This is a genomic window from uncultured Cocleimonas sp. (assembly GCF_947495625.1).
Classification (GTDB): Bacteria; Pseudomonadota; Gammaproteobacteria; order Thiotrichales; family Thiotrichaceae; genus Cocleimonas.
The window spans coordinates 1-26,529 of the sequence record NZ_CANLZW010000016.1; the positions used below are offsets into that span (position 1 = coordinate 1).

At 38.9% G+C, this 26,529-nt stretch carries 25 protein-coding genes; 23 read left to right on the forward strand and 2 right to left on the reverse strand.

The genetic code is table 11. The annotated features are described in order from the left end of the window. Positions 1 to 182: 182 nt before the first annotated feature. From Q1A31_RS10330 to Q1A31_RS10350, 5 genes are all read left to right on the forward strand, one after another. A complete protein-coding gene (locus tag Q1A31_RS10330) occupies positions 183 to 1,262 on the forward strand; it encodes an IS4 family transposase (protein WP_299876051.1) in 1,080 nt (359 codons plus the stop codon). 131 nt (positions 1,263 to 1,393) lie between these two features. Beyond that, positions 1,394 to 2,923, forward strand: a complete 1,530-nt coding sequence (locus tag Q1A31_RS10335) for a cobyrinate a,c-diamide synthase (protein ID WP_299876053.1) — start codon at positions 1,394 to 1,396, stop codon at positions 2,921 to 2,923. A 59-nt stretch (positions 2,924 to 2,982) separates the two neighbouring features. Continuing rightward, positions 2,983 to 3,294: an iron-sulfur cluster assembly accessory protein gene (locus tag Q1A31_RS10340; protein WP_299876055.1), complete on the forward strand. Its 312-nt coding sequence runs from the start codon at positions 2,983 to 2,985 to the stop codon at positions 3,292 to 3,294. Positions 3,295 to 3,304: 10 nt separating this feature from the next. After that, on the forward strand, positions 3,305 to 5,011 hold the full coding sequence (locus tag Q1A31_RS10345) for a histidine kinase (RefSeq protein WP_299876057.1): 1,707 nt from the start codon (positions 3,305 to 3,307) through the stop codon (positions 5,009 to 5,011). 92 nt (positions 5,012 to 5,103) lie between these two features. Next, the gene (locus Q1A31_RS10350) at positions 5,104 to 5,784 is read left to right on the forward strand and encodes a response regulator transcription factor (RefSeq protein ID WP_299876059.1); all 681 of its coding nucleotides are present in this window, start codon (positions 5,104 to 5,106) and stop codon (positions 5,782 to 5,784) included. A 437-nt stretch (positions 5,785 to 6,221) separates the two neighbouring features. On the opposite strand, the gene Q1A31_RS10355 is transcribed toward Q1A31_RS10350, so the two are convergent. Continuing rightward, positions 6,222 to 7,070, reverse strand: a complete 849-nt coding sequence (locus Q1A31_RS10355; RefSeq protein ID WP_299876061.1) for a M23 family metallopeptidase — start codon at positions 7,068 to 7,070, stop codon at positions 6,222 to 6,224. A 461-nt stretch (positions 7,071 to 7,531) separates the two neighbouring features. Here Q1A31_RS10355 and rpoS point away from each other — a divergent pair, with 461 nt between their 5' ends. After that, a complete protein-coding gene (gene rpoS / locus Q1A31_RS10360; RefSeq protein ID WP_299876062.1) occupies positions 7,532 to 8,584 on the forward strand; it encodes an RNA polymerase sigma factor RpoS in 1,053 nt (350 codons plus the stop codon). A gap of 85 nt (positions 8,585 to 8,669) precedes the next feature. On the opposite strand, the gene nadB is transcribed toward rpoS, so the two are convergent. After that, on the reverse strand, positions 8,670 to 10,286 hold the full coding sequence (nadB, locus tag Q1A31_RS10365) for an L-aspartate oxidase (protein ID WP_299876064.1): 1,617 nt from the start codon (positions 10,284 to 10,286) through the stop codon (positions 8,670 to 8,672). A gap of 267 nt (positions 10,287 to 10,553) precedes the next feature. Between nadB and rpoE the strand changes: the two genes are divergently transcribed. The 17 genes from rpoE to parC all read left to right on the forward strand — a co-directional run bounded on the left by rpoE (position 10,554) and on the right by parC (position 26,510). After that, complete coding sequence (gene rpoE, locus Q1A31_RS10370) at positions 10,554 to 11,135, forward strand: RNA polymerase sigma factor RpoE (protein WP_299876066.1); 582 nt, start codon at positions 10,554 to 10,556, stop codon at positions 11,133 to 11,135. A 127-nt stretch (positions 11,136 to 11,262) separates the two neighbouring features. After that, complete coding sequence (locus Q1A31_RS10375) at positions 11,263 to 11,967, forward strand: sigma-E factor negative regulatory protein (protein ID WP_299876068.1); 705 nt, start codon at positions 11,263 to 11,265, stop codon at positions 11,965 to 11,967. Next, positions 11,967 to 13,040 carry a MucB/RseB C-terminal domain-containing protein gene (locus tag Q1A31_RS10380; protein ID WP_299876070.1) on the forward strand — a complete coding sequence of 358 codons (1,074 nt, stop codon included), beginning with the start codon at positions 11,967 to 11,969 and terminating at the stop codon, positions 13,038 to 13,040. Before Q1A31_RS10375 ends, Q1A31_RS10380 begins: the two co-directional genes overlap by 1 nt. 4 nt (positions 13,041 to 13,044) lie before the next feature. Continuing rightward, positions 13,045 to 13,491 carry a SoxR reducing system RseC family protein gene (locus Q1A31_RS10385; protein WP_299876072.1) on the forward strand — a complete coding sequence of 149 codons (447 nt, stop codon included), beginning with the start codon at positions 13,045 to 13,047 and terminating at the stop codon, positions 13,489 to 13,491. Between the two features lie 163 nt (positions 13,492 to 13,654). Continuing rightward, on the forward strand, positions 13,655 to 15,076 hold the full coding sequence (locus Q1A31_RS10390; protein WP_299876074.1) for a Do family serine endopeptidase: 1,422 nt from the start codon (positions 13,655 to 13,657) through the stop codon (positions 15,074 to 15,076). A 70-nt stretch (positions 15,077 to 15,146) separates the two neighbouring features. Continuing rightward, complete coding sequence (locus Q1A31_RS10395) at positions 15,147 to 15,413, forward strand: glutaredoxin family protein (protein ID WP_299876077.1); 267 nt, start codon at positions 15,147 to 15,149, stop codon at positions 15,411 to 15,413. Beyond that, positions 15,413 to 17,218, forward strand: a complete 1,806-nt coding sequence (lepA, locus tag Q1A31_RS10400) for a translation elongation factor 4 (protein WP_299876079.1) — start codon at positions 15,413 to 15,415, stop codon at positions 17,216 to 17,218. The genes Q1A31_RS10395 and lepA overlap by 1 nt, the downstream gene beginning before the upstream one ends. 110 nt (positions 17,219 to 17,328) lie before the next feature. After that, complete coding sequence (gene lepB / locus Q1A31_RS10405) at positions 17,329 to 18,003, forward strand: signal peptidase I (protein WP_299876081.1); 675 nt, start codon at positions 17,329 to 17,331, stop codon at positions 18,001 to 18,003. Positions 18,004 to 18,095: 92 nt separating this feature from the next. After that, positions 18,096 to 18,539 (forward strand): DUF4845 domain-containing protein, encoded by a 444-nt coding sequence (locus tag Q1A31_RS10410; RefSeq protein ID WP_299876083.1) that lies wholly within the window; start codon positions 18,096 to 18,098, stop codon positions 18,537 to 18,539. A 55-nt stretch (positions 18,540 to 18,594) separates the two neighbouring features. Then, the gene (rnc, locus tag Q1A31_RS10415; protein WP_299876085.1) at positions 18,595 to 19,290 is read left to right on the forward strand and encodes a ribonuclease III; all 696 of its coding nucleotides are present in this window, start codon (positions 18,595 to 18,597) and stop codon (positions 19,288 to 19,290) included. Further along, positions 19,287 to 20,228: a GTPase Era gene (gene era, locus Q1A31_RS10420; RefSeq protein WP_299876087.1), complete on the forward strand. Its 942-nt coding sequence runs from the start codon at positions 19,287 to 19,289 to the stop codon at positions 20,226 to 20,228. The genes rnc and era overlap by 4 nt, the downstream gene beginning before the upstream one ends. Positions 20,229 to 20,298: 70 nt before the next feature. Then, positions 20,299 to 20,988 carry a DNA repair protein RecO gene (recO, locus tag Q1A31_RS10425; protein ID WP_299876089.1) on the forward strand — a complete coding sequence of 230 codons (690 nt, stop codon included), beginning with the start codon at positions 20,299 to 20,301 and terminating at the stop codon, positions 20,986 to 20,988. Between the two features lie 151 nt (positions 20,989 to 21,139). After that, on the forward strand, positions 21,140 to 21,892 hold the full coding sequence (gene pdxJ / locus Q1A31_RS10430) for a pyridoxine 5'-phosphate synthase (protein WP_299876091.1): 753 nt from the start codon (positions 21,140 to 21,142) through the stop codon (positions 21,890 to 21,892). Between the two features lie 30 nt (positions 21,893 to 21,922). After that, on the forward strand, positions 21,923 to 22,303 hold the full coding sequence (gene acpS, locus Q1A31_RS10435; RefSeq protein ID WP_299876093.1) for a holo-ACP synthase: 381 nt from the start codon (positions 21,923 to 21,925) through the stop codon (positions 22,301 to 22,303). Positions 22,304 to 22,455: 152 nt separating this feature from the next. After that, positions 22,456 to 23,352, forward strand: a complete 897-nt coding sequence (gene cysM / locus Q1A31_RS10440) for a cysteine synthase CysM (protein WP_299876095.1) — start codon at positions 22,456 to 22,458, stop codon at positions 23,350 to 23,352. Further along, entirely contained in the window at positions 23,349 to 24,137 is a 789-nt protein-coding gene (locus Q1A31_RS10445) for a 3'-5' exonuclease (RefSeq protein ID WP_299876097.1), read from the forward strand. Before cysM ends, Q1A31_RS10445 begins: the two co-directional genes overlap by 4 nt. Positions 24,138 to 24,164: 27 nt before the next feature. After that, entirely contained in the window at positions 24,165 to 26,510 is a 2,346-nt protein-coding gene (gene parC, locus Q1A31_RS10450; RefSeq protein ID WP_299876099.1) for a DNA topoisomerase IV subunit A, read from the forward strand. Positions 26,511 to 26,529: the final 19 nt, after the last annotated feature.

Sequence of the window (26,529 nt, forward strand, 5' to 3'; positions counted from 1 at the left end):
TTAAAGCCGCTTGGAATGATAACTTTCGGTTCAAAACGCTGTTTAACTTATGATTATAATGCGTTTGCCCTGGGGGGGGGTACACACTAGTGTCCCGTTAACTATAAATAACAAGAGCCTGATTCCAATTTTTGATAAAATTGCTTTACCACAAGTGATTGAATCAAAAAGAGGAACCAGGCATGGCACATCATAATACAGTCTTCTCACAAATTCTAAAACTCGTTCCGAGACATGAATTTGAAACCCTAGCAAAAGCCCATCACCATGGACGTGCTTTTAGAACCGCTTCTAGATGGTCACAGTTTGTTTGTCTCTCAATGGCACAACTGACAGGACGCAACAGCTTAAGAGACATGGTTGAAAATATTTCTGCTCAAACGCATCGTTTGTATCACTTAGGTAGCGCCAAACTCTTAAAACGATGTCAAGGGCATGTACCAGGACATCAATTTACCTTTAAAAATACCTTATATTCAATGGATGCCTCAACCATTGATCTATGCTTAAACATATTTCCATGGGCAAAATTTAAATTAACCAAGAGTGCTATCAAGTTACACGTAGGGTTAAACCACGAAGGATATCTTCCTGAGTTTGTCACGATTACTGAGGGTAACGTAGCGGATATAACCGAAGGTAGAAAATTTACTTTTCCCAAACACAGTATTATTGTTATTGATCGTGGTTATGTCGATCATCTTTGGTATAAGCGACTGACTCAAAAAGAAATATTCTTTGTGACACGGCTTAAAGTCAGTGCAAAGTATAAAGTCATTGAACGACATATCATCGATAAAACAAAGGGTGTGACCTCAGATCAAACGATTCAATTTGTCAGTAAAGATAAGCCCTACAAATGTCCAATTCCTTTACGTCGTGTTGGCTATCGCGACCCTAAAACCGGGAAACACTATTCGTTCTTAACGAATAACTTTGAGTTATCAGCAAAGACCGTTGCCGATATTTACAAGTCACGTTGGCAGGTTGAATTATTCTTTAAGTGGGTTAAACAAAATCTTAAAATCAAATCATTTATAGGTACAAGTAAAAATGCAGTGATGACTCAAATTTGGGTCGCACTGTGCATGTATTTGTTACTTGCCTATCTTAAATTTCAATCGAAGTTAAGAAAAAGCATGCAACAAATGTTACGTTTATTGCAGCTTAATCTATTCGAGAAAAGAGATCTCATGGCTTTATTGAGGGGTGATCCGCCAATAATAAAAAACACGAATATTCATCAATTGGGGCTGATATGAAAGTTAACGGGACACTAGTGGGTTGTACAGGGGTGTCTTTATTCTTAATAGTATATGCAGTGTCTTCAATAACCCTAGTAAATGAAGTATTTACTTCTATATTAGCGAATACTAATGTACTATAGAGGGATATGTCCAGAATCTATATTTCAGCAGCTCATAAGTCATCGGGTAAAACCACGATATCGATTGGTTTGTGCGCTGCACTTTCAAAAAAAGGGTTAAAAATTCAACCGTTTAAGAAAGGCCCAGACTATATTGATCCGCTTTGGTTGGCGCGTGCGAGTGGCCTATCTGGAAGTATTGCTGAAAATTTAGATGCTCAAGGTGATATAGAGGGTTGTTATAATTTAGATTTCAATACTCAGTCTAAACAAGAGATATTACAAACGCTCTTTAAGCATAGCCATAACGCTGATATTAGCCTTATCGAAGGCAATAAAGGTTTATACGATGGTGTTGCTTTAGATGGCAGTGACAGCAATGCAGCGGTAGCAAAACTTACGCAAAGTCCTGTAATTTTAGTTATAGATAGCCGTGGAATTACCCGTGGTGTTGCACCACTTTTATCTGGTTATAGACACTTTGATCCTGATGTAAATATTGCAGGCGTCATATTCAATCTCACGGGCGGTCCTCGTCACGAACAAAAATTGAGAGCCATAACTGAAGAATATACTGATATTCCTGTTTTAGGCATGGTTCGAAAGAATAGTGGAATGGAGCTTGATGAAAGGCATTTAGGATTAATGCCTAGCAATGAAGATCAACATGCTAGTCAGAAAATTGCTGATATTGCACAAATGGTGGGTGATTCGGTTGATCTTGATAAATTGATCGAAATTGCAAATTCTGCTCCTGAGCTAACACCGGTCTTATCTATTAACAAAAAAGAAGCTTCTAGTATCGCTAACGTGTCTCAAAGTAAAACAAGAGTGCGAATAGGTATTTGCGAAGATGCCGCGTTTGGCTTTTATTATACTGATGACAAACAAGCGTTAATTGATGCGGGTGCGGAATTGGTCAGTATTGATACGCTACATGATCATGGTTTGCCTGATGATCTTGATGGTTTATTTATTGGTGGTGGTTTTCCTGAAACACATATGCAGCAGCTATCAGATAATGAATCCATGCGAATCAGTATTCGTGATGCCATTGAAGCGGATCTGCCGACCTACGCGGAATGCGGCGGCTTGATGTATCTGACTCGCAGTTTGGAGTGGAATGATCAAAAAGCAGACATGGTCGGGGTAATTCCAGCTGATACCCTAATGCATAAAAAACCTCAGGGAAGAGGGTATGTGGAATTAGAAGCAACGTCAGAAATGCCGTGGGGTAAGTCTAGTAATGAATCTAGTGAAGTTAGTGCAGCTAAAATAAATGATAGTAAATATACGCCCATAATCAATGCGCATGAATTTCACTATTCGCGGTTGGTAAATATCTCTGGTGAAGGAAAATTTGCCTATAATGTACATAGAGGGGTGGGTATAACCGGTGACAAAGATGGCTGGATATACAAGAATTTACTCGCTAACTATTCTCATTTAAGAAATACAGAGAAATTCGAATGGGCAAAACAATTTGTTGGTTTTGTGCGGGAGAAAGCTAGATTCAAAGAACATAGTTTGAAAGATAACGTAAATAGAAGTTTATAAGAAATTTAAAAAAGTTAAGAAGATCGTATTAAAAAGTAAAGATAAAGTAGGGAGATAAAATGATCAAAGTTTCAGATAATGCAGCAAAGCAAGTGATGATTTCATTGGAGCAAATGGGTGCGGATGTTTTGCCACTCAGAATCGCCATTAAAGTACAGGAAGACGGTTCTTTTCATTACAATATGGGATTTGACGACAATAAGCACGAGGGTGATAAGAGTTTTGTCGAGAAAGATATCGGGTTTGTTGTTGATGCTGCCACCATGCCACTTATAGGTGGTATGACGATGGATTATGTTGAAATAGATGGAAAGCATGAGATTGTTTTTCTTAATCCAAATGATCCTCATTTCAAGCCTCCTACCGAGTAAAATGATTTAAATGCCTCAACCAAATACCATTCAAATTCCAGTTAAAGTTGTTGAAAAGACAAGTGTTGAGAGTGAAAGCCAAAACGAGACCTTTACAGAAGAAGATTCTGTATCTCAAACCAGAGAAGATGATTACAAGGTATCGAAAGATCTAATTAAATTACCCTTGTTGGCACGCACTGCTTTTACTGTGTTATTTATATTTTTCGTCATTATAGGCGCAACTTATTTTTGGGCCGTTGGCAATGATAATGTTCCGACATGGATCGCGCCATTAATGACTTTTTTATGGGTGGCTTCAGGTGTCGGTGTGCTTGGACTATTGCTATTAATGTGGCGACAGTTCAGTTTGTTTTGTACAGATCTAACGGATTGGGCCGATAAATTATTACAGGGTGATTTGTCTTCCCGAATGTTAATTCGATCTTCAACGTGCCCCTCTGAAGGCATCAGAATGCATGTGAACAAAATTTCTGAAGATTACGAGGCACTCGCCAAGTTTGAGCAACAACGTTTCGAGCGACAAGCAGAACGTATTGAACAAAAAAAATATTATCTTGGTGTTTTATACGATGTTTCATCAACCATCAATAAGTCGAATAATTTAGAAGATCTGTTACAGCGTTTTTTACATACATTAACCCATGTTGTTAAAGCTGAGGCTGCAACTGTGAGATTGCTCGATAAGGATAATCAAATGCGGTTGGTGGCAAGCATTGGTTTAAGTGATGAAATTATAGCTTTGGAAGATACATTACCTGCACCTAATTGCTTATGTGGTAAAGCTTTGAGCGAAGCAAGCGTGATGGTAACAGACGCCAGGCAGTGTGGCATTACGGTTGGTAAAAACTTTTTTGAAAGTGATGAAGACATAGAAATGCTGGCAATACCGTTGCAATATCGCGGTAAAACACTAGGCGTATATAATTTATTTGTTCCCCGTAAAGAGCACGATTTCCTGGAAGGTGAGCACGAGCTATTAGTGAGTATTGGTCAGCATCTTGGTATGGCAATAGAGCAGGCAGGTGTCGAAGAAGATGCGAGAATGCTGTCTATTATCGAGGAAAGAACGCGCATGGCGCATGAGTTGCATGATTCGCTAGCGCAAACCCTGGCTTCCTTAAGATTTAAAGTTCGTTTGCTGGATGATTCTTTAAACCAAGGTGATGAAGAAGTTATCTGGCATGAATTAGAAGGGTTAGAAAATACTATCGATGAAGCCTATTCGGAGCTTAGAAGTTTAATTACTCACTTCAGAGCACCTATTGATGGTAAAGGCGTTGTACGAGCAGTAGAAAGAGTGGTTAATCGCTTTAAGTTAGAAACAGGAGCGGATGTATTTTTCTATCACAATTGGAATCTGAAATGTCTTACTCGAGATACTGAAGTTGAAGTGATTAGAATAGTGCAGGAAGCATTGGCAAATATTAAAAAGCATGCCAATGCGAAAAATGTGCGTATTTTAATGACAAGTACCGAAGAAGGTCACTGTAGTGTTCTGGTAGAAGATGATGGTGTTGGTTTAAATAAAGACCGTTCTGAACAGAATAATGAAACAGGAGATCACATAGGCCTTTCCATTATGAATGAAAGAGCAGAAAGAATTAATGGTGAAATTCAATTCGAAAGTGATGAAGGTGAAGGTACTTTGTTGCAACTGAACTTTGACGTAGCTGTAGGTGGCAATCCAGTGACATTAAATACATTTAAGAAGTAATTTTATTTTTGAGATTTTAACGTATAAATTCTGAGCATAAATTTGAATGCAGAATTAGTGCATAAACAAGTACAACTTGAGTACAAATAGATATGAACGAAAGAATACTTTTAATAGATGACCACACTTTATTTCGTGCAGGATTGCGTGATTTGTTAACACGAAGAAAAATCGAAGTCGTTGCGGATGTTGGTAACGGTTCTGAAGGCGTGAAAATAATTGATGATGAGCAATTGGATATCGTATTGCTAGACATGCGTATGCCAGAGATGGATGGCATTAGTGTGCTCAAAGTCATCAAAGCTGCGCATCCTGATTTGCCTGTGGCAATGCTCACCACCAGTAGTGACGAAAGCGATCTGGTTGGTGCGTTAAGAAATGGTGCTCAAGGTTATTTGCTAAAAGACATGGAGCCTGATGATTTAGTGGTAGCTCTTCGAGATATCATTTCGGGTAAAACAGTGGTTGCACCAGATTTGGCTCCGGTATTAGCAAGCGCAGTGCAGGGTGATAATCAGGAAAAAGCTGAGAAAGAAGATCCATTTGCCGTTTTGACGCCACGTGAATTTGAAATTTTAACCTTACTCGCAGAAGGCCAAAGTAATAAAGTTATCGCAAGGAATCTTGGTATTTCTGATGGAACAGTTAAGTTACATGTGAAAGCGATTTTAAGAAAATTAAATATAAGTTCGAGAATTACTGCGGCAGTCATGGCAGTAGAGCATGGCGTGAAGAAGTCACCTATAACAATGCCTCCTAAGAGGGTTTTATAAAACTATAGCGATTTACCTTAATTACAAACAAAAAAAGCGAGCCGAAGCTCGCTTTTTTTGGGTTATTAGTTATACCCCCGTAAGACCAATAACCGTCATCGTGTTAGCCCAGCAAACCAGCTCCCCAATATTTGGCCGATTTTCGGAACGGTGACTTTGTTCAGCTGTCGTTGGGAGATTCCTTAATTCGGTTGTATTTGAATACAAGCCTTTTTTATTATTTTTAGGAGTCTAGGTTTCCCCCGTCAACAAAAGTCACACCACAAACCCCTTTGAAAAGTGACTTCTTGCTGAAGTTGTATATAGAATACCTTTATAAGGCTGAATCGAAGCTGAATGAGATTAAAAACTGTCAATTAAAAGCAGATAAATTGTAAAAAGCAATATATATCAATAGTTTACATGTAGTAAAAATTGACAAATAATGAGGTTTTTTATTATTTAGCAACGAATAGAGCAGGGTCTACAGCATTTCCGTTCAGGTAAACAGTCCAGTGTAAATGTGCTCCGGTAACACGGCCCGTTTTGCCCACTTTGCCAATTATCTCACCGCGTTTTACTTGCTGCCCCTTTTTTACATTCATTTTACTCAGGTGTGCATAAAGGCTTAAAAGTCCATTGCCATGGTCTACATAGATCACGTTTCCAGAGAAGAATAGGTTGCCTACCCAAAGCACTGTGCCGGATTCTGCAGCTTTAACCGATCTACCTTCTGGGGCAGCGATATCCATTCCGCTATGTGGGTTTCTTTTTTGTTTATTTAAAATACGACGTAAACCATATCTTCCACTATCTCGTCCTGCTACCGGACGAATAAAATTGAGTTTTGGTGATGAATTTGAGAAAGTTGCTTTCAGCTTTTTCTTCATCACAAATTCACTTTCAATCCTTTTCATGGATTTATTATTTGGATTAACTTTGTTTTTATTCTTTATAGTTAGGTACTGGGTTTTATATTTATGTGGTTTAACCGTAAATTTCTGTACGCTCTTTTTACCCGATGATTCCGTTATATTAATTTCATGTTGTCCCGTTTTTGCATCTAACGATATACCGATAACGGCAAGCCAGTTTTGTTGTCCTTTAACCAATGCAACAGGTTTAGAGTTATAGCTGACAAATGGTTTGGCATTTTGCGAAGGGGTGATACTCAAAACTGCAACGCCACCCGGTCGTAAACTATTGCTGGGAAAGGCATAAGCAGTAGAAGCTGTAATTGTGAATCCTATAATTGTCAGTAAGAAAGCGACAATGCTTTGATTTAACAAGGAGAGTGTTTTTGTCATGGTTTAGTCTGCTATTGATATGATTTTTGTTGAGGGCATTATAATCCAGATAGCAATTTCTGGTGAAACATATTGTGTAACTTGGAAAAACTTATCGTATAAATAGAACAGAAAAATAAGCTCAATTAATAGCAGTGTTGATTCACTCAATAATTAGTAAAAATATCCCATTGGGTTTTTAATAGTGTGTACTAATATACCTAAAGGGGTAGAATCAATGTTAATTATTATGTTATCTTCGTGTGAATGCTACAGCAGCTTAGAAACTTAAGTTGATGAAAATAGCGATAAAAAAATAGAGCTAAATTATCAGCCCCTGTAAAAGACTATTGTCTTTTTTGATAATTTGGATTTTATGGTAGCAATACTATTACCCCAAGAAAATAAATAATGTTCCCTACTATTTGTACTCATAATTTTGTACTCATTATTATTTTCACCAAAGGATTGGAGTGTGATCTATGCAAACTGGACATTCGGCCCCTGATGTTCTTTTCGAGAGTGTTTCTACAAAAAAAACTAAAACAATTAATACTAAGTCACCCAAGAAAAGTGATGATATAACTAGTCTTATTGAAGCGAAGAAACAAAAAATATCCAAACAAGCAGATCTTGATAAGTTATCGGATAATCTGACTGCGGAAAAACCAAAGGCTGCTGTTAAAATTCCGCGTAAGGAGCTTGATGCGATTCAGCTTTATCTAAAAGAAATTGAGTTCTCTCCCTTATTAACTCCAGATGAAGAAATAAAGTATGGGCGTTTAGCGAGAGAGGGTGATGCCCTTGGTCGTAAAAAAATGATCGTATGCAATTTACGATTGGTGGTTAAAATATCTCGGCGTTATATGAACCGTGGTTTACCACTACCTGATCTAATAGAAGAAGGTAACCTTGGTTTAATTCACGCGGTTGAAAAATTTGATCCTGAACGTGGTTTCCGTTTTTCTACTTATGCAACCTGGTGGATACGACAGAACATAGAACGTGCACTGATGAATCAATCTCGCACTATTCGACTTCCTATTCATATCAATAAAGAAATCAATCAATATTATCGTAAGTTCCAACAGTTGACGCAAAAGAGTGGTGAAGAGCCTACTATTGCTGAAGTCGCAGAAGCGTTGGGTAAACCTGTCGAAAAACTTCAAAAGCTTTTACATTACGGTGAGCGAGTCAGTTCACTGGATATCAATATCGGTAAAGAAGGCAATAATCCATTAGTAGATTTTGTTTCTGAAGAATCGCAACAGGAACCTTCTGAATCTATCAATGATGAAGCTGTATGTAACTCGGTTGAAAGCTGGTTAACACAACTTGAGCCTAAGCAGCAGGAAGTGATTGTTAGACGTTTTGGATTGCACGGTCATGATAATTCAACGTTGGCGCAAGTCGGTGAAGAACTTGGGTTAACCAGAGAACGCGTTCGCCAGATCCAAATGGAAGCGCTTAGACGTTTACGTCGTATTCTTGAGAATCAGGGATATTCTGGTGATGTGCTACTTGGAAGCGTTTAATACATATTTAAATCAAATTATATAAAAACCCCCTTAAAGTAGGGGGGTGACTATTTTTTAAAAAATAGTATAAACAAGCCGATTTTCATCGGCTCGTTTTCATTGGGTCGAGGATACTGTTGACTTGATTTAGTTTAGGATCTAAATCTGGATAATCTAAATTATAATGCAGCCCTCTGCTCTCACTTCTTTGTTGTGCAGATCTAATAATAAGTCTGGAAACTTCAGCTAGATTTCTTAATTCTACCAAGTCGCTAGTGACACGGAAGTTTGAGTAATATTCATCGATTTCTCTCAGTAGCATCTCAATACGGTTTCTTGCTCGTTTTAAACGCTTATTGGTTCTCACGATACCTACGTAATCCCACATAAACCGTCTAATTTCATCCCAGTTATGATTGATGACAACACGCTCATCTGAGTCTGTAACTCGACTTTCATCCCATTCAGGTATGGTTATATTTTCAAACTCGTTTTTATTTGAAGCAAACCGTTTTGAGATATCTTCTGCTGAAGATTGTCCGTAAACAATACATTCTAATAATGAGTTGCTTGCCATACGGTTTGCACCGTGCAAACCGGTAAATGTTGTTTCACCAATGGCATATAAACCTTCAACATCGGTATGACCGAATTTATCGACCATCAAGCCACCGCAGGTATAATGTGCAGCGGGTACCACTGGTACTGGTTCTTTACTCATGTCATATCCAAATTTTTGGCACATGGCGTAAACATTGGGAAAGTGATCCATAATGAAATCTTGGGATTTATGGCTGATATCAAGAAATACGGAGTCAATTCCCAGTCGTTTCATTTCATGGTCAATTGTTCTGGCGACAATATCTCTGGGTGCAAGCTCTGCTCTGGGGTCAAATTTGTCCATGAAACGGGAGCCATTCGGCAACAGTAATCGTCCGCCTTCGCCACGAACGGCTTCGGTAATGAGATTGGATTTAGCATGTGGATGGTATAAACAGGTCGGGTGAAATTGCATGAATTCCATATTTGCTACACGGCAGCCGGCGCGCCATCCCATTGCGATACCATCGCCACTCGCACCATCTGGATTGCTGGTGTATAGATATACTTTACTTGCACCACCTGTTGCGAGTACGGTGTATTGGGATTTAAATGTGATGACTTCTTCATTTTTAATATCTAAAACATAAGCGCCTATCGATTGATTCAACCTGCTTTTAAGATGTAATTTTCTTGAGGTGATTAAATCAATGGCGATGTGATGCTCAAAAACTTTTATATTTTTTCTTGCGCGGACCATAGAAACGAGTGTGGTTTCGATTGCCCGTCCACTGGCGTCAGCTGCGTGAGCAACACGTCGATTCGAATGACCGCCTTCGCGTGTTAAATGCAGGGTATCTACGCCATTCACTTTATTTTCTTCGCGAGTGAATGGAACACCTGCCTTTATTAACCATTCAATTGATTCAGGCCCTTGTTCAACCACATGGCGAACCACGGATTCAATGCAAAGTCCTGCTCCAGAATCCAGAGTATCGGCGATATGCGAATCGAATGAATCATTCTCATCCAGAACTGCTGAGATTCCCCCTTGCGCATACATGGTACTGCCTTCGGTAAGTATTTCTTTACTCAATACAGCTACATTCATTGATTCTGGAAGGCTCAAGGCCAGTGTTAAGCCAGAAGCTCCGCTGCCTATTATTAAAACATCGTACATAGATAAACTCTAAATTTCGGATAATTAGTAATTAATAATTTCATTGTAGTACTCAAACAGTCATTCAAAAACAACTATTTATAAAAATGAATGCCTTCTGGTTAATCTGCTTTACTAAAGTGATAGATTGATTGAGATATTCCTTATGTGAACGTATTAGATTATCATACGCTCAATTAATAACTTAGAAGTGAAGGCATTTTTGCAAAAAATAGACCGAGTGATTCCACTTATCTTATCAGCAGCGCCTTATAGGAGAGAGCCCTGATGGGCGCGAATCAAACAGATTTAGAATTGGTGAGAAGGGTACAGTCAGGGGATAAGTCGGCTTTCGATGTTTTGGTATTAAAATACCAGCAGAAAGTTATTAATCTTGTCACGCGATATGTGCACGACCCCCATATCGCTATGGATGTTTCCCAGGAATCCTTCATTAAAGCTTATAAAGGTTTAAAGAACTTTCGAGGAGATAGTGCTTTTTATACCTGGCTTTACAGGATCGCCATCAATACCGCTAAAAACCACTTAGTATCTAAAAGCCGTCGTATGCCAGACGATGATATAGATGCGCAAGAAGCAGAACAGTACGATGGCGGTGGAAAACTAAGAGATATCAGTACACCTGAAAATCAAATGATGACTGATGAAATTAAGAATACCTTAAATAAGGCAATTGAAGCGCTACCCGATGATTTACGCATAGCTATAACGTTAAGAGAACTTGAAGGTTTGAGCTATGAGGAAATATCTGATGCCATGGATTGCCCCATAGGTACGGTGCGATCACGAATATTTAGAGCACGTGAATCTATAGAAAGTGAATTAGAACCATTAATAGGAAGTTTTTAATACGTCTGTCTTTAGTAATTTAACCTTACTTGTAATTCAGCAGAGTTTAAGTCGTAATATTTTATAATGACTGCGAACTAAGTGATTAAAGTCTTGTCTATGAACATGAATATTATGGAAGTGACAAATGGAAAATAGCAATAACCCAACTTCAATGCCCGAACATCTATCTGCTTTGCTTGATGATGAGGCTGGCTCATTTGAACAAAAACGTGTTCTAGATGAATTAAAATCAAACGATTCGTTGCGCGATAAATTATCCACTTATGCTTTGATCGGTGAAACCATGCGATCTAGTGATATGGATAAACCCGTGTTGAATTTAGATTCAAACTTCCTCGCCGGTATTCATGCCCAAATTGAGGAAGAAGAGCAGTATAACGATGTTCAAATCAATCAAGCAGTAAACAGTCAATCAGCTCCTTCTCAATCATGGTTAAAGCCTGTCGGTGGTTTTGCGTTAGCGGCATCAGTTGCAGCCGTCGCTGTGTTGGGTTTTCAGAATTTTCAACAATCAGGATTGTTAGACCAGTCTACGATCGCTGCCAATAGTTTAAATAGCCAAACGATGGTTGCGCAAAAAGCTCAGCTTAGTGAAAGTGAGATGGCTTCTGCGATACCAGTATCAGCTGCTACTTTGGCATCTAACGATTCGGTAGCGAGCAATTCCTCAGGTGGCAATGATTCAATGGCTGCCACACAAGAATATGCACAAGCGGATACACAAACTCGTTCTTTATTGAAACGTTATGTAGATTCTCACATGCAATATGCCACTACCGCAGCATTCGTTCCTTCAGTTAGAGTCATTGCATACACAGATAATCAATAATGATAAAACGTTATTTAAAAAATAGTATAAAAGATAAAAAAAATACAGCCATGAAGCCTTTTGCCTACTTAATGCTAATTCCTATGCTTTTACCGGTTTCGGCATTTGCCGATAAAGCTGCTGTTGATTTGTTGAATAGAATGAATCAGGCGCTTCATGAATTAAACTACAAGGGCACCTTAGCTTATCTTCAAGGGAATTCTCTTTCTACGCTTCATATTGATCACTCTGTGGTTAATGGAGTCGAAGGGGAGCGCGTTGTAAGATTAAACGAAGCAGGTAGTGAAGTTTCAAGAGAGTTGAAGGGTTTTTCATTATCATCAATTCCAAAAATTCGCCCTGAAATGGAAAAGGTCTATTCCTTTGATATGGGAAGAGAAAATCGCGTAGCTAACATTCCCTGTAGAATCATTACTGCGAGACCCAAAGATCGACAACGCTATTTACAAAAATACTGTATTGATACAGTGTCGGGTATGTTGCTTGATTATATGTTAGTGGGTAAATCACATAAGCCTGTTGAGCAGTTTATGTTTACGACTATAGAAATCAGGGTGCCAGAAAACGTTTCATCATCTAATAATTCGATATGTGCTGCGGGCGATTGTGCTTTACAGCCCCTGAATTCTGGTGCGGGTACGACTACAGCAATACTCGATCAATCAGTCACTACCGTAGATCCTATTCAAACGACTGTTGCAAAAAACAATCCTAATGTTATTTCCAAACAGGTATTGAGACAGGTTAGCCATACTTCTCTTGAAGATGGCTGGGTGATAGAAACAATCCCTTTGGGGTATGAATTAAAACAGGCTCCTCACTTAAAAGAAAAAAATAATAACAATGGTGATACAAAGCATTATGTATTATCAGATGGCCTCAGCACAGTGTCTGTATTTGTTACTCCCTATATAAAGAGTACACCAATGGATGCGGTTGAGATTAATTCTGGCGCATTGAATGTTGTTACTCAGCAAAAGGGCAAGCACAGAATAACTGCTGTTGGAGAAGTGCCAGAAATTACCCTTAAAAACCTTGTGAAAAATTTACGTAAGAAAAACCTTAACCAATAAGCAAATGCAATTTACACAAGAAGAAGCAGTTGTAGATGACGTTGGCAATGGTTATGTGTATCTAAGCACCAACAACGCATCTTGTAAAAGTTGTTCTTCACAGTCCGGTTGTTCTAGCTTTTCTTTCTTCTCAAATACGCCAAGTCGGTCACTCAAAGTACTTAATACTTTAAGTCTTGAAAAAGGAGATCGGGTAATGGTGGAACTAAAAACCGAGAAGCTGGTGCTGGGGACTTTACTGGTTTATATACTGCCTTTAGTGAGCCTTCTAGTTTTTTCTATAATTGGGAAGTTATTGTTGGGGGAGGGCTTTAGTATATTATTCGGGATTGCAGGTTTTGTTCTAAGTTTATTTATTACTAAACGTATCATGTCTAATAAGGGTCTTTCTGACCAATTTGAGCCTAAATTACTTAAAAAAATAATATTGATAAATCCTTCTAGTTCATAATGATTTTGGATATATAATCAGATAACCTTAATATGTCTTATATTTAGGTGCAATTGAATTAATAGAAAGTTTAAAGACAATATATTAGATATTAGAGACACCCCCCTACTTATAGCGGTATTTTTTAGTCAAGTGTGATTAAGGAAATCAAAGAGGCTTACAAATGATAAAATCAATAAAAACAATAATTCCTTTATTCACTATCATTTTTTTAATGATCACCAAGCCTGTGTTTGCAGAACTTCCTGATTTTACTAAATTAGTTGAAGAGCATAGCGCAGCAGTCGTAAATATAAGTACAAAAAAGAATCAGAAGGCTAGTAAGAAATTTTCTCAAGATCTCTTTGGTGAAGGCGAAAGAAATGAAATGCTAGACGAACTCATGAAGCGCTTTCTGGATAAAGATGGAGGCGGTGGATTCCCTAATGATAACGACACTAGTTCTTTAGGCTCTGGTTTCATCGTCTCTAAAGATGGTTATGTCGTTACTAACTATCATGTTATCGCAGAAGCCGATGAGATAATTGTCAAGCTCAGTGATCGCAGAGAACTTTCTGCAAAAATAGTCGGCAGTGATAAACGCAGCGATGTAGCTTTACTTAAAATTGAGGCAGATAATTTGCCTGTACTTGAAACAGGTAGTTCTGAAAATCTAAAAGTAGGAGAATGGGTAATTGCGATTGGTTCTCCATTTGGTTTTGATCATAGTGTTACCGCTGGAATCGTTAGTGCCAAAGGCAGAAGTCTTCCATCTGAAAACTATGTGCCATTTATTCAAACGGATGTTGCAATTAATCCAGGAAACTCTGGCGGACCGCTGTTTAATTTAAAAGGTCAGGTTGTAGGCATCAACTCACAAATATTTAGCCGTACTGGTGGTTTTATGGGGGTGTCCTTTGCCATTCCTGTAGATGTTGCAAAGCGAGTAATAGAGCAGTTAAAGGATAATGGTAAAGTATCTCGAGGGTGGTTAGGGGTATATATTCAGGAAGTAACTCGTGAATTAGCCTTGTCCTTTGGTTTAAGCAGTCCAAGAGGTGCTTTAATTGTTGAGGTGATAAAAGATGGCCCAGCAATGGGTGTGCTCAAACAAGGCGATATCGTATTGGAATTTAATGGCAAGAAAATAAAGAATGCATCTGCTTTGCCAGTAATTGTTGGGTCAACAGAACTCAATAAAGACGTAAAAATATCTGTAAGAAGAGGCGGTAAAACCGAAGTTTTGACGCTTCAGTTGTCTGAATTGCCTTCCGATGATGTCGCTAAAGCGCCCGTTGAAAAAAAGGTTGCTCCTAAAAAAATAGATAATTTCATGGGGATGGAGTTGGCAGATATAGATGAAACTGCAAAAGAATCTCTGGATGTTGATAATGGTGTAATGGTTAAGCGCGTGCTTAAAGATCCAGCCAGAAATGCAGGGGTGGAGCGTGGCGATATCTTACTGATGTTCAATGGTGAAGATATCGATGATCTTGAGCACTTTCATGAATTAACAGAAGATATAGAAGAAGGTAAAATATATGCTCTGTTAGTTTTAAGATCTGGATCAGCAAGGTTCTTGGCGATTAAAACGGAAAAGAAATAATAACTACTAATAAAAATATAAACTTAGGTTAAACCTTAAAACATGCTTTATGCATGTAGCTCATATCAAAATGCCCATACTCTCTAAAGAATTAATAGTGTATTATCGCGATGGCTGCCACCTGTGTGATGTTGTTGTCGAATCTTTAACTCAACTGCAACAAGAGTTAGGGTTTGAAATTAAGCAAATCGATATCGACTGCGATCCTCAAGTAAACGAGCATACACGCAAGCAATACAACGCTGATATTCCAGTGGTAACCTACCAAGATGAGGTGATTTTTTATCATTTTTTTGATGAAATTGCCGTACGACAAGCACTAGCAAAGAATTCATAATGGCTTTAGCAAATCAGAATATTCGTAACTTTTCCATAATCGCTCATATCGACCATGGTAAATCAACCATCTCAGACCGCTTCATTCAAGTCTGTGAAGGACTAACTGAGCGTGAAATGGATAATCAGGTTCTTGATTCGATGGATATCGAACGTGAACGTGGCATTACAATAAAAGCACAAAGTGTTTCATTGGATTTTAAATCTAAAGACGGTGAAACATACCATTTGAATTTTATCGATACGCCAGGTCATGTAGATTTCTCTTATGAAGTTTCACGCTCATTATCTGCGTGTGAAGGTGCATTATTAGTCGTCGATGCTTCTCAAGGTGTTGAAGCGCAAAGTGTGGCAAATTGTTACACCGCGATTGATCTTGATTTGGAAGTGGTCCCCGTTCTAAACAAAATTGATTTACCTGCGGCCGATGTATTTCGTGTTTCTCAGGAAATAGAAGAAATTATTGGTATCGATGCCACGGATGCTATTCATGTTAGTGGTAAAACAGGCATTGGTATTGAAGACCTATTAGAACAATTGGTTGAGCGTATTCCACCACCACAAGGTGATCCGGAAGCACCACTTAAAGCATTAATTATTGATTCCTGGTTTGATAATTATCTGGGTGTTGTTTCATTGGTGAGAGTCATTGATGGCAAGATAGGTAAAAAATCTAAAGTAATGCCAATGTCGACCAAGTTTGAGTATCAAGTCGATAATGTAGGTATATTCACTCCAAAGCGTGTTGAAAAAAATGAACTGGTTGCAGGTGAAGTAGGTTATGTGATTGCAGGCATCAAGGATATAGAGGCTGCTAAAGTAGGTGACACGTTTACTACGGTTAAAAACCCTGCAGACAAACCGCTGGAAGGTTTCAAAGAAATTCAGCCCCGTGTTTTTGCTGGTATGTTTCCTGTCAGTGCGGATGATTACGAAAATTTGCGTGATGCTTTGGATAAGTTGCATTTAAATGATGCATCTTTGCACTATGAGCCAGAAACTTCACAGGCACTTGGTTTTGGTTTTCGCCTTGGTTTCCTCGGGATGCTGCATATGGAAATCGTTCAAGAACGCCTTGAACGTGAATATGATCTGGATTTGATCACTACAGCGCCATCGGTTGTCTACGAAGTAGAAACAACCAAAGGTGAAACAATTAATATCCATAATCCCGCTGAGTTGCCTGCTGTCAATTATATAGAAGTAATACGTGAGCCAATTATTCGTGGAACAATCATGGTTCCACAGGAATATGTGGGTAATGTGATTTCTCTCTGTATTGAAAAGCGTGGTATTCAGAAAGAAATGAAGTACTTGGGTAACCAAGTGACTTTAGATTACCTTCTGCCGCTTAGTGAAGTAGTTTTAGATTTCTTTGATCGGCTCAAATCTGTGAGTCGTGGTTATGCTTCTTTTGACTATGAGCTGGACCATTTTGAACCTGCACCTTTGGTTAAAGTAGATATTTTGATTAATGGCGAGCCTGTAGATGCTTTGTCCATTATCGTGCACAAAGATTTTTCTCAGTCTCGTGGTAGAGTTTTGGTTGAAAGAATGCGTGAAGTAATTCAACGTCAAATGTTTGATGTGGCGATTCAGGCTGCGATAGGCGGTAATATTATTGCGCGTTCTAATGTGAAAGCTTTACGTAAGAATGTAACCGCTAAATGTTATGGTGGTGATGTATCCCGTAAAAGAAAACTATTAGAAAAACAGAAAGCGGGTAAGAAGCGAATGAAGCAGGTGGGTAACGTAGAGATACCTCAAGAAGCATTTTTAGCCGTACTCAAAAGAGATGATAATTGATGGGTGTTCATCTTAATTTAGAAGTGATTTTAGTATGCCTGACCCTATTTACAGGGATAGTGATACTTTATTACTTTCTTAAGCTTAAAAAAGACGATGAAAGTGGGGAGGTGCCCTTATTACTTGATTACTCAAGGTCATTTTTTCCAATATTATTAATTGTGATTGTCGTACGTTCATTCGTAGCAGAACCTTTTCGTATACCATCAGGCTCAATGATTCCAACGCTAGAGATAGGTGATTTCATATTGGTACAGAAGTATGCTTATGGAATAAGACTTCCGATTACCTATAATAAAATCATAAATACTGGAAAGCCAGAGCGCGGAGACGTGGTAGTTTTCCGTTATCCTCCTGATCCCAAAATTAACTATATTAAAAGGCTTATAGGGTTACCCGGTGACAAGATTCGCTGGACAGCCGATAAAAAATTAATTATCAATGATGTACCTGTTATTTATGAAAATGATGAAAATTATTTAACTAAAGATCGACTTGGAAGAGAAATTGAAGTTTCTCAGCTAAAAGAATTTTTACCTGACAGTAATAATGAACATAAACTAATTAATTTCCCAGGCTTTTCTCAAGCTGGAGAGTGGCAAGTCCCTGAAGGTCATTTCTTTATGATGGGAGATAATAGAGATAATAGTAGTGACAGCAGATTCTGGAAATTTGTTCCTGAACAGAATTTAGTGGGTAAAGCATCCTTTGTCTGGATGCATTGGGACTGGTCCGATGGTGGTGATGGATTTAAGGCATCACGCATTGGGACTTCTGTCGATTAAATATAAATCTATATAAGTGGTTAAGCTTAGCTTAACGAATAGTGTGGCATATTTATTGCTGATTAAAGTTGTAATTTTAATGAGATAATAAAATGAAAATTAATAAAAATAAACAACGTGGCGCAACAATGTTATCTTGGTTGATGGCAGCAGGTGTTGCAATTTTATTGGCTAGTGCGGTTGTTAAAGTAGCTCCTTACTATGTTGAATTTAACAGTGTAAAAGGGTTGATGAAAAATATAGCTTCAGAGCCAGGTATTAAAAATGCCGATAAAAGAGTCATATATAGTAAGGTTGAAAAATACTTAAACTTAAATAATCTTAGAAGTCTTGAAGATAGTTATTATGGTAGCAAGGACAAAACTAAAAGAATTAAAAACCCATTTACTGTTACGAAGCTTAAAAAAGGCAATAAAAGAAAAAAATTAACTGTTGAATATCCAGTAAAAACAAACTGGTTCTATAATCTCAATTTCCTAATTGATTTCAAGCACTCAGTTGTATTAGGCGAACCTGATAATAAAACAGGTAAGTAATCTCATGCTAGGTTAAACTTAACAGCTGATTCAAAGACATGGAGTGTCTTTACTTTTGAGATCGAAACTTACCGAACTATTAGGCCATAAACACATGGCAACCGATTGCTTTGTGCAGTCGTTGACCCATAGAAGCGCTCATAATACTCATAACGAGCGTATGGAATTCCTGGGAGATAGCGTTTTAGGCGTGATTGTCACACATGAACTCTATGAACGCATGCCTCGTGCTTCTGAAGGCTATCTTTCTCGTCTTCGTGCATCTTTAGTGAATGAAAATACGCTGGCTGAAATCGCTAACGAGTTATCGTTGGGCGATTTTTTGCGTTTGGGTGCTGGGGAATTAAAAAGTGGGGGGTTCAGACGTAAGTCTATTTTGTCAGATACTCTAGAGGCTGTCATAGCCAGCGTGTTTCTTGAAAAAGGCATGGAAGAAGCAAAACGTTTTGTGCTAAAAATATATACCAACCGTTTTGATGAGCTTCCTTCAGAAGATTCATTGAAAGATCCTAAAAGTCGTCTGCAAGAACTCTTGCAATCCCGTAAATATGAAATTCCTAATTACGCTTTAATTGACACAAGTGGTGATGATCACCGCCAAGTGTTTACGGCTGAGTGCATTATAGAAACGCTTAATATCGAAACCAAGGGAATCTCAGGTTCTAGACGAAAAGCAGAGCAACAAGCTGCACAAAACGCGTATGATATCGTTAGAGAGCTTTTCTCTAAGAAAAAGGAAAAAACCAAGTGAGCAGTGAAGTAATACCTAGCATACAAACCCAGTGTGGGACCGTATCCATTATAGGTCGACCAAATGTAGGTAAATCTACATTATTAAATCATCTAGTAGGATATAAAATTTCTGCAATAGCTAACAAGCCTCAGACCACGAGAACGAATATTAGGGGTATAGTCACTGAATTAGAAAATGAATCTCACCCAGGTTATCAAATTATCTTTACAGATACGCCAGGTATTCACTTAAATTCTAAAAACCTATTGAATAGAACATTGAACAGCGAGGCGGTTGCTGCTGTTGAAGATGTTGATGCGATCATTTTTATAGTTGAAGCATTGAAATGGACTGATGAAGATGATTTTGTAATAAGTCGCCTAGTACATACTACAAAACCTGTTTTGTTATTAATTAATAAAGTAGATCGTATCAAAGAGAAAGAAAGGCTTTTTGAGTTTTTGCAGATGGTTTCTAAAAAAAGAGATTTCGCAGAGTTGATTCCTGTTTCTGCGGCTAAAGGTATAAACACAGATATCCTTATTGAGTCTCTTTTAAAAGTATTACCTAAATCAGAATTTATTTATCCGGAAGATTATATTACGGACAAATCTGTACGTTTCATTTGTAGTGAGTTAATTCGCGAACAACTAGTGCTCAATCTGCATGAAGAACTACCATATACCACCGCTGTTGAAATAGAGAGATATGAAGAAACAGATAGCTTAGTAACAATAGAAGTGGTTATCTGGACCGATAGAAAAAATCAGAAAGGTATCATAATTGGTAAAAAAGGCGAAACTCTGAAGCGTATTGGTCAAGGAGCTAGAAGATCACTGGAAGAATTTCTGATGAAAAAAGTTATGCTCAAACAATGGGTTAAAGTCGAAGAAAACTGGCAGAACAATCCGCGACATTTAAATGAATTAGGTATTATCTCAAATCGTGAATTGTAAGTTGTCACAATACAAATGTTTTAATATCCAAAAAACGTTAACAATGTTTAGTAATCATTAACAAACTATAATGTATCAATCCTTTGGTTATATTCTAAATAGGCGACCATTTCGTGATACCAGTTTATTACTAGATATATTTACTGAAGATTTTGGCCGAATTTGCTGTGTTGCGCGACCGGCTAAAAAACGTGGAAAAGTCGTAAAAGGAAATACCGAACCATTTAGATACCTGCATTTGCAATGGATTGGTAAAGGCGACGTCCAGACATTAGTAGAAGCCGATGAAAGGGGAAGGCACCAAATTCCTCCCTCTGAATTGATGATGGGTCTTTATTTGAATGAACTCCTGTTGATGCTGACCCAACAGCATGTCTCTCAAAGTGAGCTTTTTTCAGCTTATAAATATACGTTGCATAAACTGGGTGATACTCAGATTAATCGCCAAATTCTGATGCGTTTTGAAGTTTATTTACTGCATATATTAGGATTTCCGGTTGATAATGCAGAATTATCTCAGGACGTTATTGATCAGAATATGAAATATCAGTTTACTTCGGAGGAAGGACTGACTGAAATAGATATGAATCATCCAGTAAGCTCTCAAACTCCAATTATTGACGCGAAATTGCTCCATGCTATTCAAGATATGCAGTCGATGGATGTTGAATGCTGGACAGAATTACGACCGTTTTTAGACAAAGTATTTTCTAATTTGACGCCAAGGGTTATCAATACACGTAAATTATTGAACTTGTAGCTTCGAATAGGTGAAAAATCACTTGAATACATTGGCCTACATATTTGAATCGTAAATAGTATCCTAAGATGCTTCGAATACTTTCACCCTTGGAAGAATTTAACCTATAATTCAAAATAAAATTTACTTAGATATTATATGAAGGTATGCGATGCAGGATAAAGCAGTAAAAGAAGAACTTGAGCTTGGGGTAAATATTGATCATATCGCCACTTTAAGACAGGCTCGCGGGACTTCGTATCCTGATTTGTTAGAAGCGGCTTTTTTAGTTGAAGAAGCGGGCGCTCAAGCAATCACTATTCATTTAAGGGAGGATCGTCGCCACATTCAAGATCAGGATGTTTATGATATCCGTAAGCAAATAAATGTACGGATGAATCTTGAACTCGCAGCGACCGATGAAATGGTGCGTATTGCTTGCGATGTTAATCCTGAAGATGCCTGTATCGTTCCTGAAAAACGTGAAGAATTAACAACTGAAGGCGGTTTAGATATCATAGGTCAATTCGATCGTATTCAAAAATGTACAAAACAATTATCAGAGCAGGGGATTCGAGTTTCCCTCTTTATTGAGCCGGATATCGAACAGATCAAACGTGTTAATGATATTGGCGCGCCAGTCATCGAACTACACACCGGCACCTATGCTAATGCTCAGGGTGATGCGCAAACACGTGAATTTGATCGTATCCGTGAAGCAACAGCATTTGCTCATGCACAAGGCATTCATGTGAATGCCGGGCATGGCCTGGATTATTCAAACACTACAGCCATTGCTAAAATCCCAGAAATCATGGAATTAAATATCGGTCATTCGATTGTCTCACGCGCTGTGTTCGTGGGTATTAGTCGAGCCACTCGTCAAATGTTACAAATCATGCGCGAAGCAAGAGATTTGGGCTAGATAGCCTTTTTATCAGAGGCTAATTAGAGTATGGCAATTATAGGTATTGGTACGGATATCGTTCAAACTAAGCGAATCAAACGATTGATAGATAAGTTCCCTGTGGGTTTTGTCGAGCGTATTCTGCATAAAAACGAACTAGAGATTTATAAGGGTTTTAAGAATCCCGTTTCGTATGTGTCAAGGCGTTTTGCCGCAAAAGAGGCGGTATCAAAAGCATTGGGGACGGGTATTGCCGGTGGTGTCTCATTTCACGATATCGAAATCAGCAATACCAAAGACGGGCAGCCTGTATTAACACTCTATGGTGAAACGTTAGCGGTAGCCAATAAGCTTGGTGTGAAAAAAAACCATATTACACTCAGTGATGAGAAAAAATACGCAATAGCCTATGTTATTTTAGAAAACTAGCTAGATTTATATATAGTTTCATTTTTATCTCAATAGGCTTGATACAATTGAATAAAAGCTATTTATAATCATTTTAAAACACACCCCCCCACTTTAAGGCACTTTTTATTTATAATGTTAAATCGTAATTTGGGGGATCAGGGAAGAGACGAATGGATTATCCAATCATAGAAAATCTTATCGGCAATACGCCGCTGGTAAAACTGCAACGTTTACCAGGCGACAGCACAAATACTATTCTGGCTAAATTAGAAGGAAATAACCCAGCTGGCTCCGTTAAAGATCGGGCTGCGTATAGCATGATTAAACGCGCTGAAGAACGCGGTGATATCAAACCGGGCGATACGCTAATTGAAGCTACTAGTGGCAACACGGGCATAGCTTTAGCTATGGTTGCTGCCATGCGCGGTTACAAAATGAAACTGTTGATGCCTGCGAGCCTTAGCGCCGAGAGACGTGCATCAATGAAAGCTTATGGCGCAGAACTAAGGTTAGTCACTAAAGAAGAAGGTGGCATGGAAGGCGCACGAGATATAGCCATGAAAATGCAACAGGATGGGGAAGGGTTGCTGTTAAATCAATTTGCTAATCAAGATAATCCTTTAGCGCATTACGAAACCACAGGACCTGAAATATGGCGAGATACACAAGGCGAAGTAACTCACTTTGTCAGTGCTATGGGAACCACTGGTACTATCACAGGTACCGGTCGTTATCTGCACGAACAAAATAAAGATGTCAAAATCGTAGGTGTTCGCCCCAAAACTAATGATGAAGAAATTCCTGGGATTAGACGCTGGTCTCCAGAATATATACCTGAAATCTTCGATGCTAGCGTGGTTGATATTGAAATTGATATCACTCAGAAAGAATCTGAATCAACCATGCTTAAACTCGCCACTGAAGAAGGCATCTTTTGTGGCGTATCTTCTGGTGGGGCAGTTGCAGCAGCATTAAAACTCTCAGAACAAGTTACAAACGCCACCATCGTCACGATCATCTGTGATAGAGGTGATCGCTATATCTCCACGGGAGTTTTTCCTTCATGAATGTATTAGTGTTTGATATTGAAACAGTACCCGATATCGCTGGAGGTAAAATCATCTATGACCTTCAAGGCCTAGACGATGAAAGTACTTCAAAAGCACTGTTTCACCTGCAAAAACAAAAAACAGGTAGTGATTTTTTACCGCTTCATTTACAAAAAATTGTCGCCATCTCCGTGGTATATCGTGGCATGGGTGATGATATGGGGCACGAAGTCTCGGTCAGAAGTCTAGGTGATGAAAACAGTACTGAGGCTGAGTTGTTGACTTTGTTTTTTAAGGAAATTGAACAGCGAACGCCAACGATTGTATCGTGGAATGGAACCGGTTTTGATTTGCCCGTAGTTCATTATCGCACCTTGAAAAATAAAGTAAGTGCTCCCGGTTATTGGGAGAAAGGCGACAATAATAGTGCCTTTCGCCACGACAATTATTTGAGTCGATATCATGAACGTCACACTGATTTAAAAGATGTTCTCGCCAGCTACAATCATAAAGCAGCAGCATCCTTGCAAGATATCTCAATGCTGTTAGGATTTCCCGGTAAAATGGGCATGGATGGCTCTCAGGTTTGGGATGAATATCAAAATGGTAATCTAAGCGGAATACGGAATTATTGCGAAACCGATGTGCTTAATACTTATCTTATATATCTGCGTTATCAGTTGATGCGTGGAGAATTAGACAACGAAGAATTAGAAACTGAATTTGCGCTGTTACGTGACGTATTGGATCAATCCGGGAAATCACATTTAGAAGAATTTTCAAAATCCTGGGCAGTTTCTTGATATGAAAAAATCAAATGGTAGTTTTAAATGGTAGATGAAACACAATTAGATCTGTTAAACGCTGATGCCGAGGATAATGGTGGCAGTGATGATGGTAACGGAAATAATAACGGAGGTTCTGGCAGTGGGGGAGGATCTTTCGACGACGGCATAGAAAGACTTTCATTAGAAAAGTACACCGAAAAAGCGTATCTGGATTATTCCATGTACGTTATTCTGGATCGTGCTCTTCCAAATATTGGTGATGGTCTAAAACCTGTGCAACGACGCATAGTGTATGCGATGTCGGAGCTTGGTTTATCAGCTGCATCAAAGCATAAGAAATCGGCACGTACTGTCGGTGACGTGTTGGGTAAGTTTCATCCGCATGGCGATTCAGCCTGCTATGAAGCGATGGTGCTGATGGCGCAACCGTTTTCCTATCGCTATCCTTTGGTTGATGGTCAGGGGAACTGGGGTTCTCAAGATGATCCAAAGTCTTTCGCCGCGATGCGTTACACCGAATCTCGTTTAACACCCTATGCAAAAGTATTACTGCAAGAGTTGGGTCAGGGAACCGTTGATTGGGCTGATAATTTTGACGGCACATTAAAAGAACCTTCCTTACTGCCTGCGCGTTTACCCAATGTATTGTTAAATGGTGGATCGGGAATTGCTGTTGGTATGGCTACCGATATTCCACCACATAACTTGCGCGAAGTTGTGAATGCCTGTTTCCAGTTACTAAAAAAGAAGACCTCTACCACTGAAGAATTAAGTGAATTCATAAAAGGTCCAGACTATCCTACTGAAGCTGAAATCATCAGTACGCAGGAAGAAATTGCGTCAATGTATGAAACCGGTAAAGGTAGTATTAAACAACGCGCGGTTTGGGAAAAAGAAAATGGCGATGTGATTGTCACTGCATTACCATTTCAGACTTCAGGCGGTAAAGTACTGGAGCAAATTGCGGCGCAGATGCGTGCCAAGAAGCTACCGATGGTGGCAGATTTACGCGATGAATCTGATCATGAAAATCCAACACGATTAGTTATTACACCTCGCTCAAATCGCGTCGATATTGAGCAGTTAATGTCACATCTGTTTGCCAGTACCGATCTCGAACGTAGCTACCGCGTCAATATGAATATGATCGGTATTGACGGTAAGCCACAAGTTAAAAACCTGAAGACAGTGTTAACTGAATGGTTAGAATTCCGTCGTGCAACTGTCATAAGACGTATTGAATGGCGCTTAAACAAAGTGCTTGAACGCTTACATATCCTGGAAGGTTTATTGATTGCGCATCTAAATATAGATGAAGTGATCAGAATTATTCGTGAGAATGATGAGCCTAAGCCGATTCTGATGGAGCACTTCTCTCTCAGTGATATTCAGGCAGAAGCGGTGCTCAACTTGCGTTTACGCAACCTGGCAAAGCTAGAAGAATTCCAGATTCGTGCAGAACAAGAAGAGCTAATTAAAGAACGTGATGAGCTACAGGGCTTATTGGATTCTCCTAACAAGCTGACTTCATTAATCAAGAAAGAGCTCAAAGAAGACGCAGAGAAATACGGCGATGATCGTCGTTCTCCAATCGTTACGCGAGAAGCCTCACAAGTTCTCGATGAAAATGCATTAATCCCATCTGAGCCAGTAACCGTTGTATTGTCACAAATGGGTTGGATTCGTGCTGCAAAAGGCCACGATATAGATCCACACACTTTGAGTTATAAACAAGGTGATAAATTCCAGTCTTCAGCACAAGGGCGATCTAATCAACAAGTCGTGCTCCTCGATAGTACTGGGCGAAGCTATACATTGGCTGCGCATACATTACCATCCGCACGTGGGCAGGGTGATCCAATCAGTGGACGTTTCAAGCCCGCTGAAGGTGCAACTTTTAATTACTCTTTGATGGGTAAGAATGAAGAGTTTTTCTTATTAGGAAGCAGCTTCGGTTACGGCTTTATCTGTAAATTCGAAGACATGTTAAGTCGCGCCAAAGCAGGTAAGGCTACGGTGAGTTTGGGTAATGCGGGGGCGAAAATCATCAACCCTTCACCGATCACAGATATCGAAACCGACATGATTGCGGCGGTAACTTCTGAAGGTTACTTATTGATTATCAATGCCAGTGAGTTACCTCAATTACCACGCGGTAAAGGTAATAAAATCATCAATGTACCGAGCAAGCGTCTTAAAGAGGGTGAAGAAAGTGTGGTTGCAATGATCGCTTTCCCACAAGGGGCTAAGCTCATTATCCATGCGGGTAAAAAGCATAAGATGATTCAGGGTGCAGAAGTGATCGAATATCAGGCAGAACGTGGTAAACGCGGAAAATTATTACCTCAAGGTTACCGCAATGTCAGTCATCTAGAGACCGAATCATAGCGAGAAGAAATGTCGGAGA

What these genes read in the sequence shown, in the direction of transcription:
- Q1A31_RS10355 (WP_299876061.1), bottom strand. Translation starts at nt 7,070, where the DNA reads ATGACAAAAACACTCTCCTTGTTAAATCAAAGCATTGTCGCTTTCTTA.
- Q1A31_RS10410 (WP_299876083.1), top strand. Translation starts at nt 18,096, where the DNA reads ATGAAAATTAATAAAAATAAACAACGTGGCGCAACAATGTTATCTTGG.
- Q1A31_RS10340 (WP_299876055.1), top strand. Translation starts at nt 2,983, where the DNA reads ATGATCAAAGTTTCAGATAATGCAGCAAAGCAAGTGATGATTTCATTG.
- lepA (WP_299876079.1), top strand. Translation starts at nt 15,413, where the DNA reads ATGGCTTTAGCAAATCAGAATATTCGTAACTTTTCCATAATCGCTCAT.
- Q1A31_RS10350 (WP_299876059.1), top strand. Translation starts at nt 5,104, where the DNA reads ATGAACGAAAGAATACTTTTAATAGATGACCACACTTTATTTCGTGCA.
- pdxJ (WP_299876091.1), top strand. Translation starts at nt 21,140, where the DNA reads ATGCAGGATAAAGCAGTAAAAGAAGAACTTGAGCTTGGGGTAAATATT.
- Q1A31_RS10445 (WP_299876097.1), top strand. Translation starts at nt 23,349, where the DNA reads ATGAATGTATTAGTGTTTGATATTGAAACAGTACCCGATATCGCTGGA.
- Q1A31_RS10385 (WP_299876072.1), top strand. Translation starts at nt 13,045, where the DNA reads ATGCAATTTACACAAGAAGAAGCAGTTGTAGATGACGTTGGCAATGGT.
- cysM (WP_299876095.1), top strand. Translation starts at nt 22,456, where the DNA reads ATGGATTATCCAATCATAGAAAATCTTATCGGCAATACGCCGCTGGTA.
- acpS (WP_299876093.1), top strand. Translation starts at nt 21,923, where the DNA reads ATGGCAATTATAGGTATTGGTACGGATATCGTTCAAACTAAGCGAATC.
- Q1A31_RS10330 (WP_299876051.1), top strand. Translation starts at nt 183, where the DNA reads ATGGCACATCATAATACAGTCTTCTCACAAATTCTAAAACTCGTTCCG.
- Q1A31_RS10390 (WP_299876074.1), top strand. Translation starts at nt 13,655, where the DNA reads ATGATAAAATCAATAAAAACAATAATTCCTTTATTCACTATCATTTTT.
- Q1A31_RS10345 (WP_299876057.1), top strand. Translation starts at nt 3,305, where the DNA reads ATGCCTCAACCAAATACCATTCAAATTCCAGTTAAAGTTGTTGAAAAG.
- Q1A31_RS10335 (WP_299876053.1), top strand. Translation starts at nt 1,394, where the DNA reads ATGTCCAGAATCTATATTTCAGCAGCTCATAAGTCATCGGGTAAAACC.
- rpoS (WP_299876062.1), top strand. Translation starts at nt 7,532, where the DNA reads ATGCAAACTGGACATTCGGCCCCTGATGTTCTTTTCGAGAGTGTTTCT.
- recO (WP_299876089.1), top strand. Translation starts at nt 20,299, where the DNA reads ATGTATCAATCCTTTGGTTATATTCTAAATAGGCGACCATTTCGTGAT.
- Q1A31_RS10395 (WP_299876077.1), top strand. Translation starts at nt 15,147, where the DNA reads ATGCCCATACTCTCTAAAGAATTAATAGTGTATTATCGCGATGGCTGC.
- Q1A31_RS10375 (WP_299876068.1), top strand. Translation starts at nt 11,263, where the DNA reads ATGGAAAATAGCAATAACCCAACTTCAATGCCCGAACATCTATCTGCT.
- parC (WP_299876099.1), top strand. Translation starts at nt 24,165, where the DNA reads ATGGTAGATGAAACACAATTAGATCTGTTAAACGCTGATGCCGAGGAT.
- Q1A31_RS10380 (WP_299876070.1), top strand. Translation starts at nt 11,967, where the DNA reads ATGATAAAACGTTATTTAAAAAATAGTATAAAAGATAAAAAAAATACA.
- rpoE (WP_299876066.1), top strand. Translation starts at nt 10,554, where the DNA reads ATGGGCGCGAATCAAACAGATTTAGAATTGGTGAGAAGGGTACAGTCA.
- nadB (WP_299876064.1), bottom strand. Translation starts at nt 10,286, where the DNA reads ATGTACGATGTTTTAATAATAGGCAGCGGAGCTTCTGGCTTAACACTG.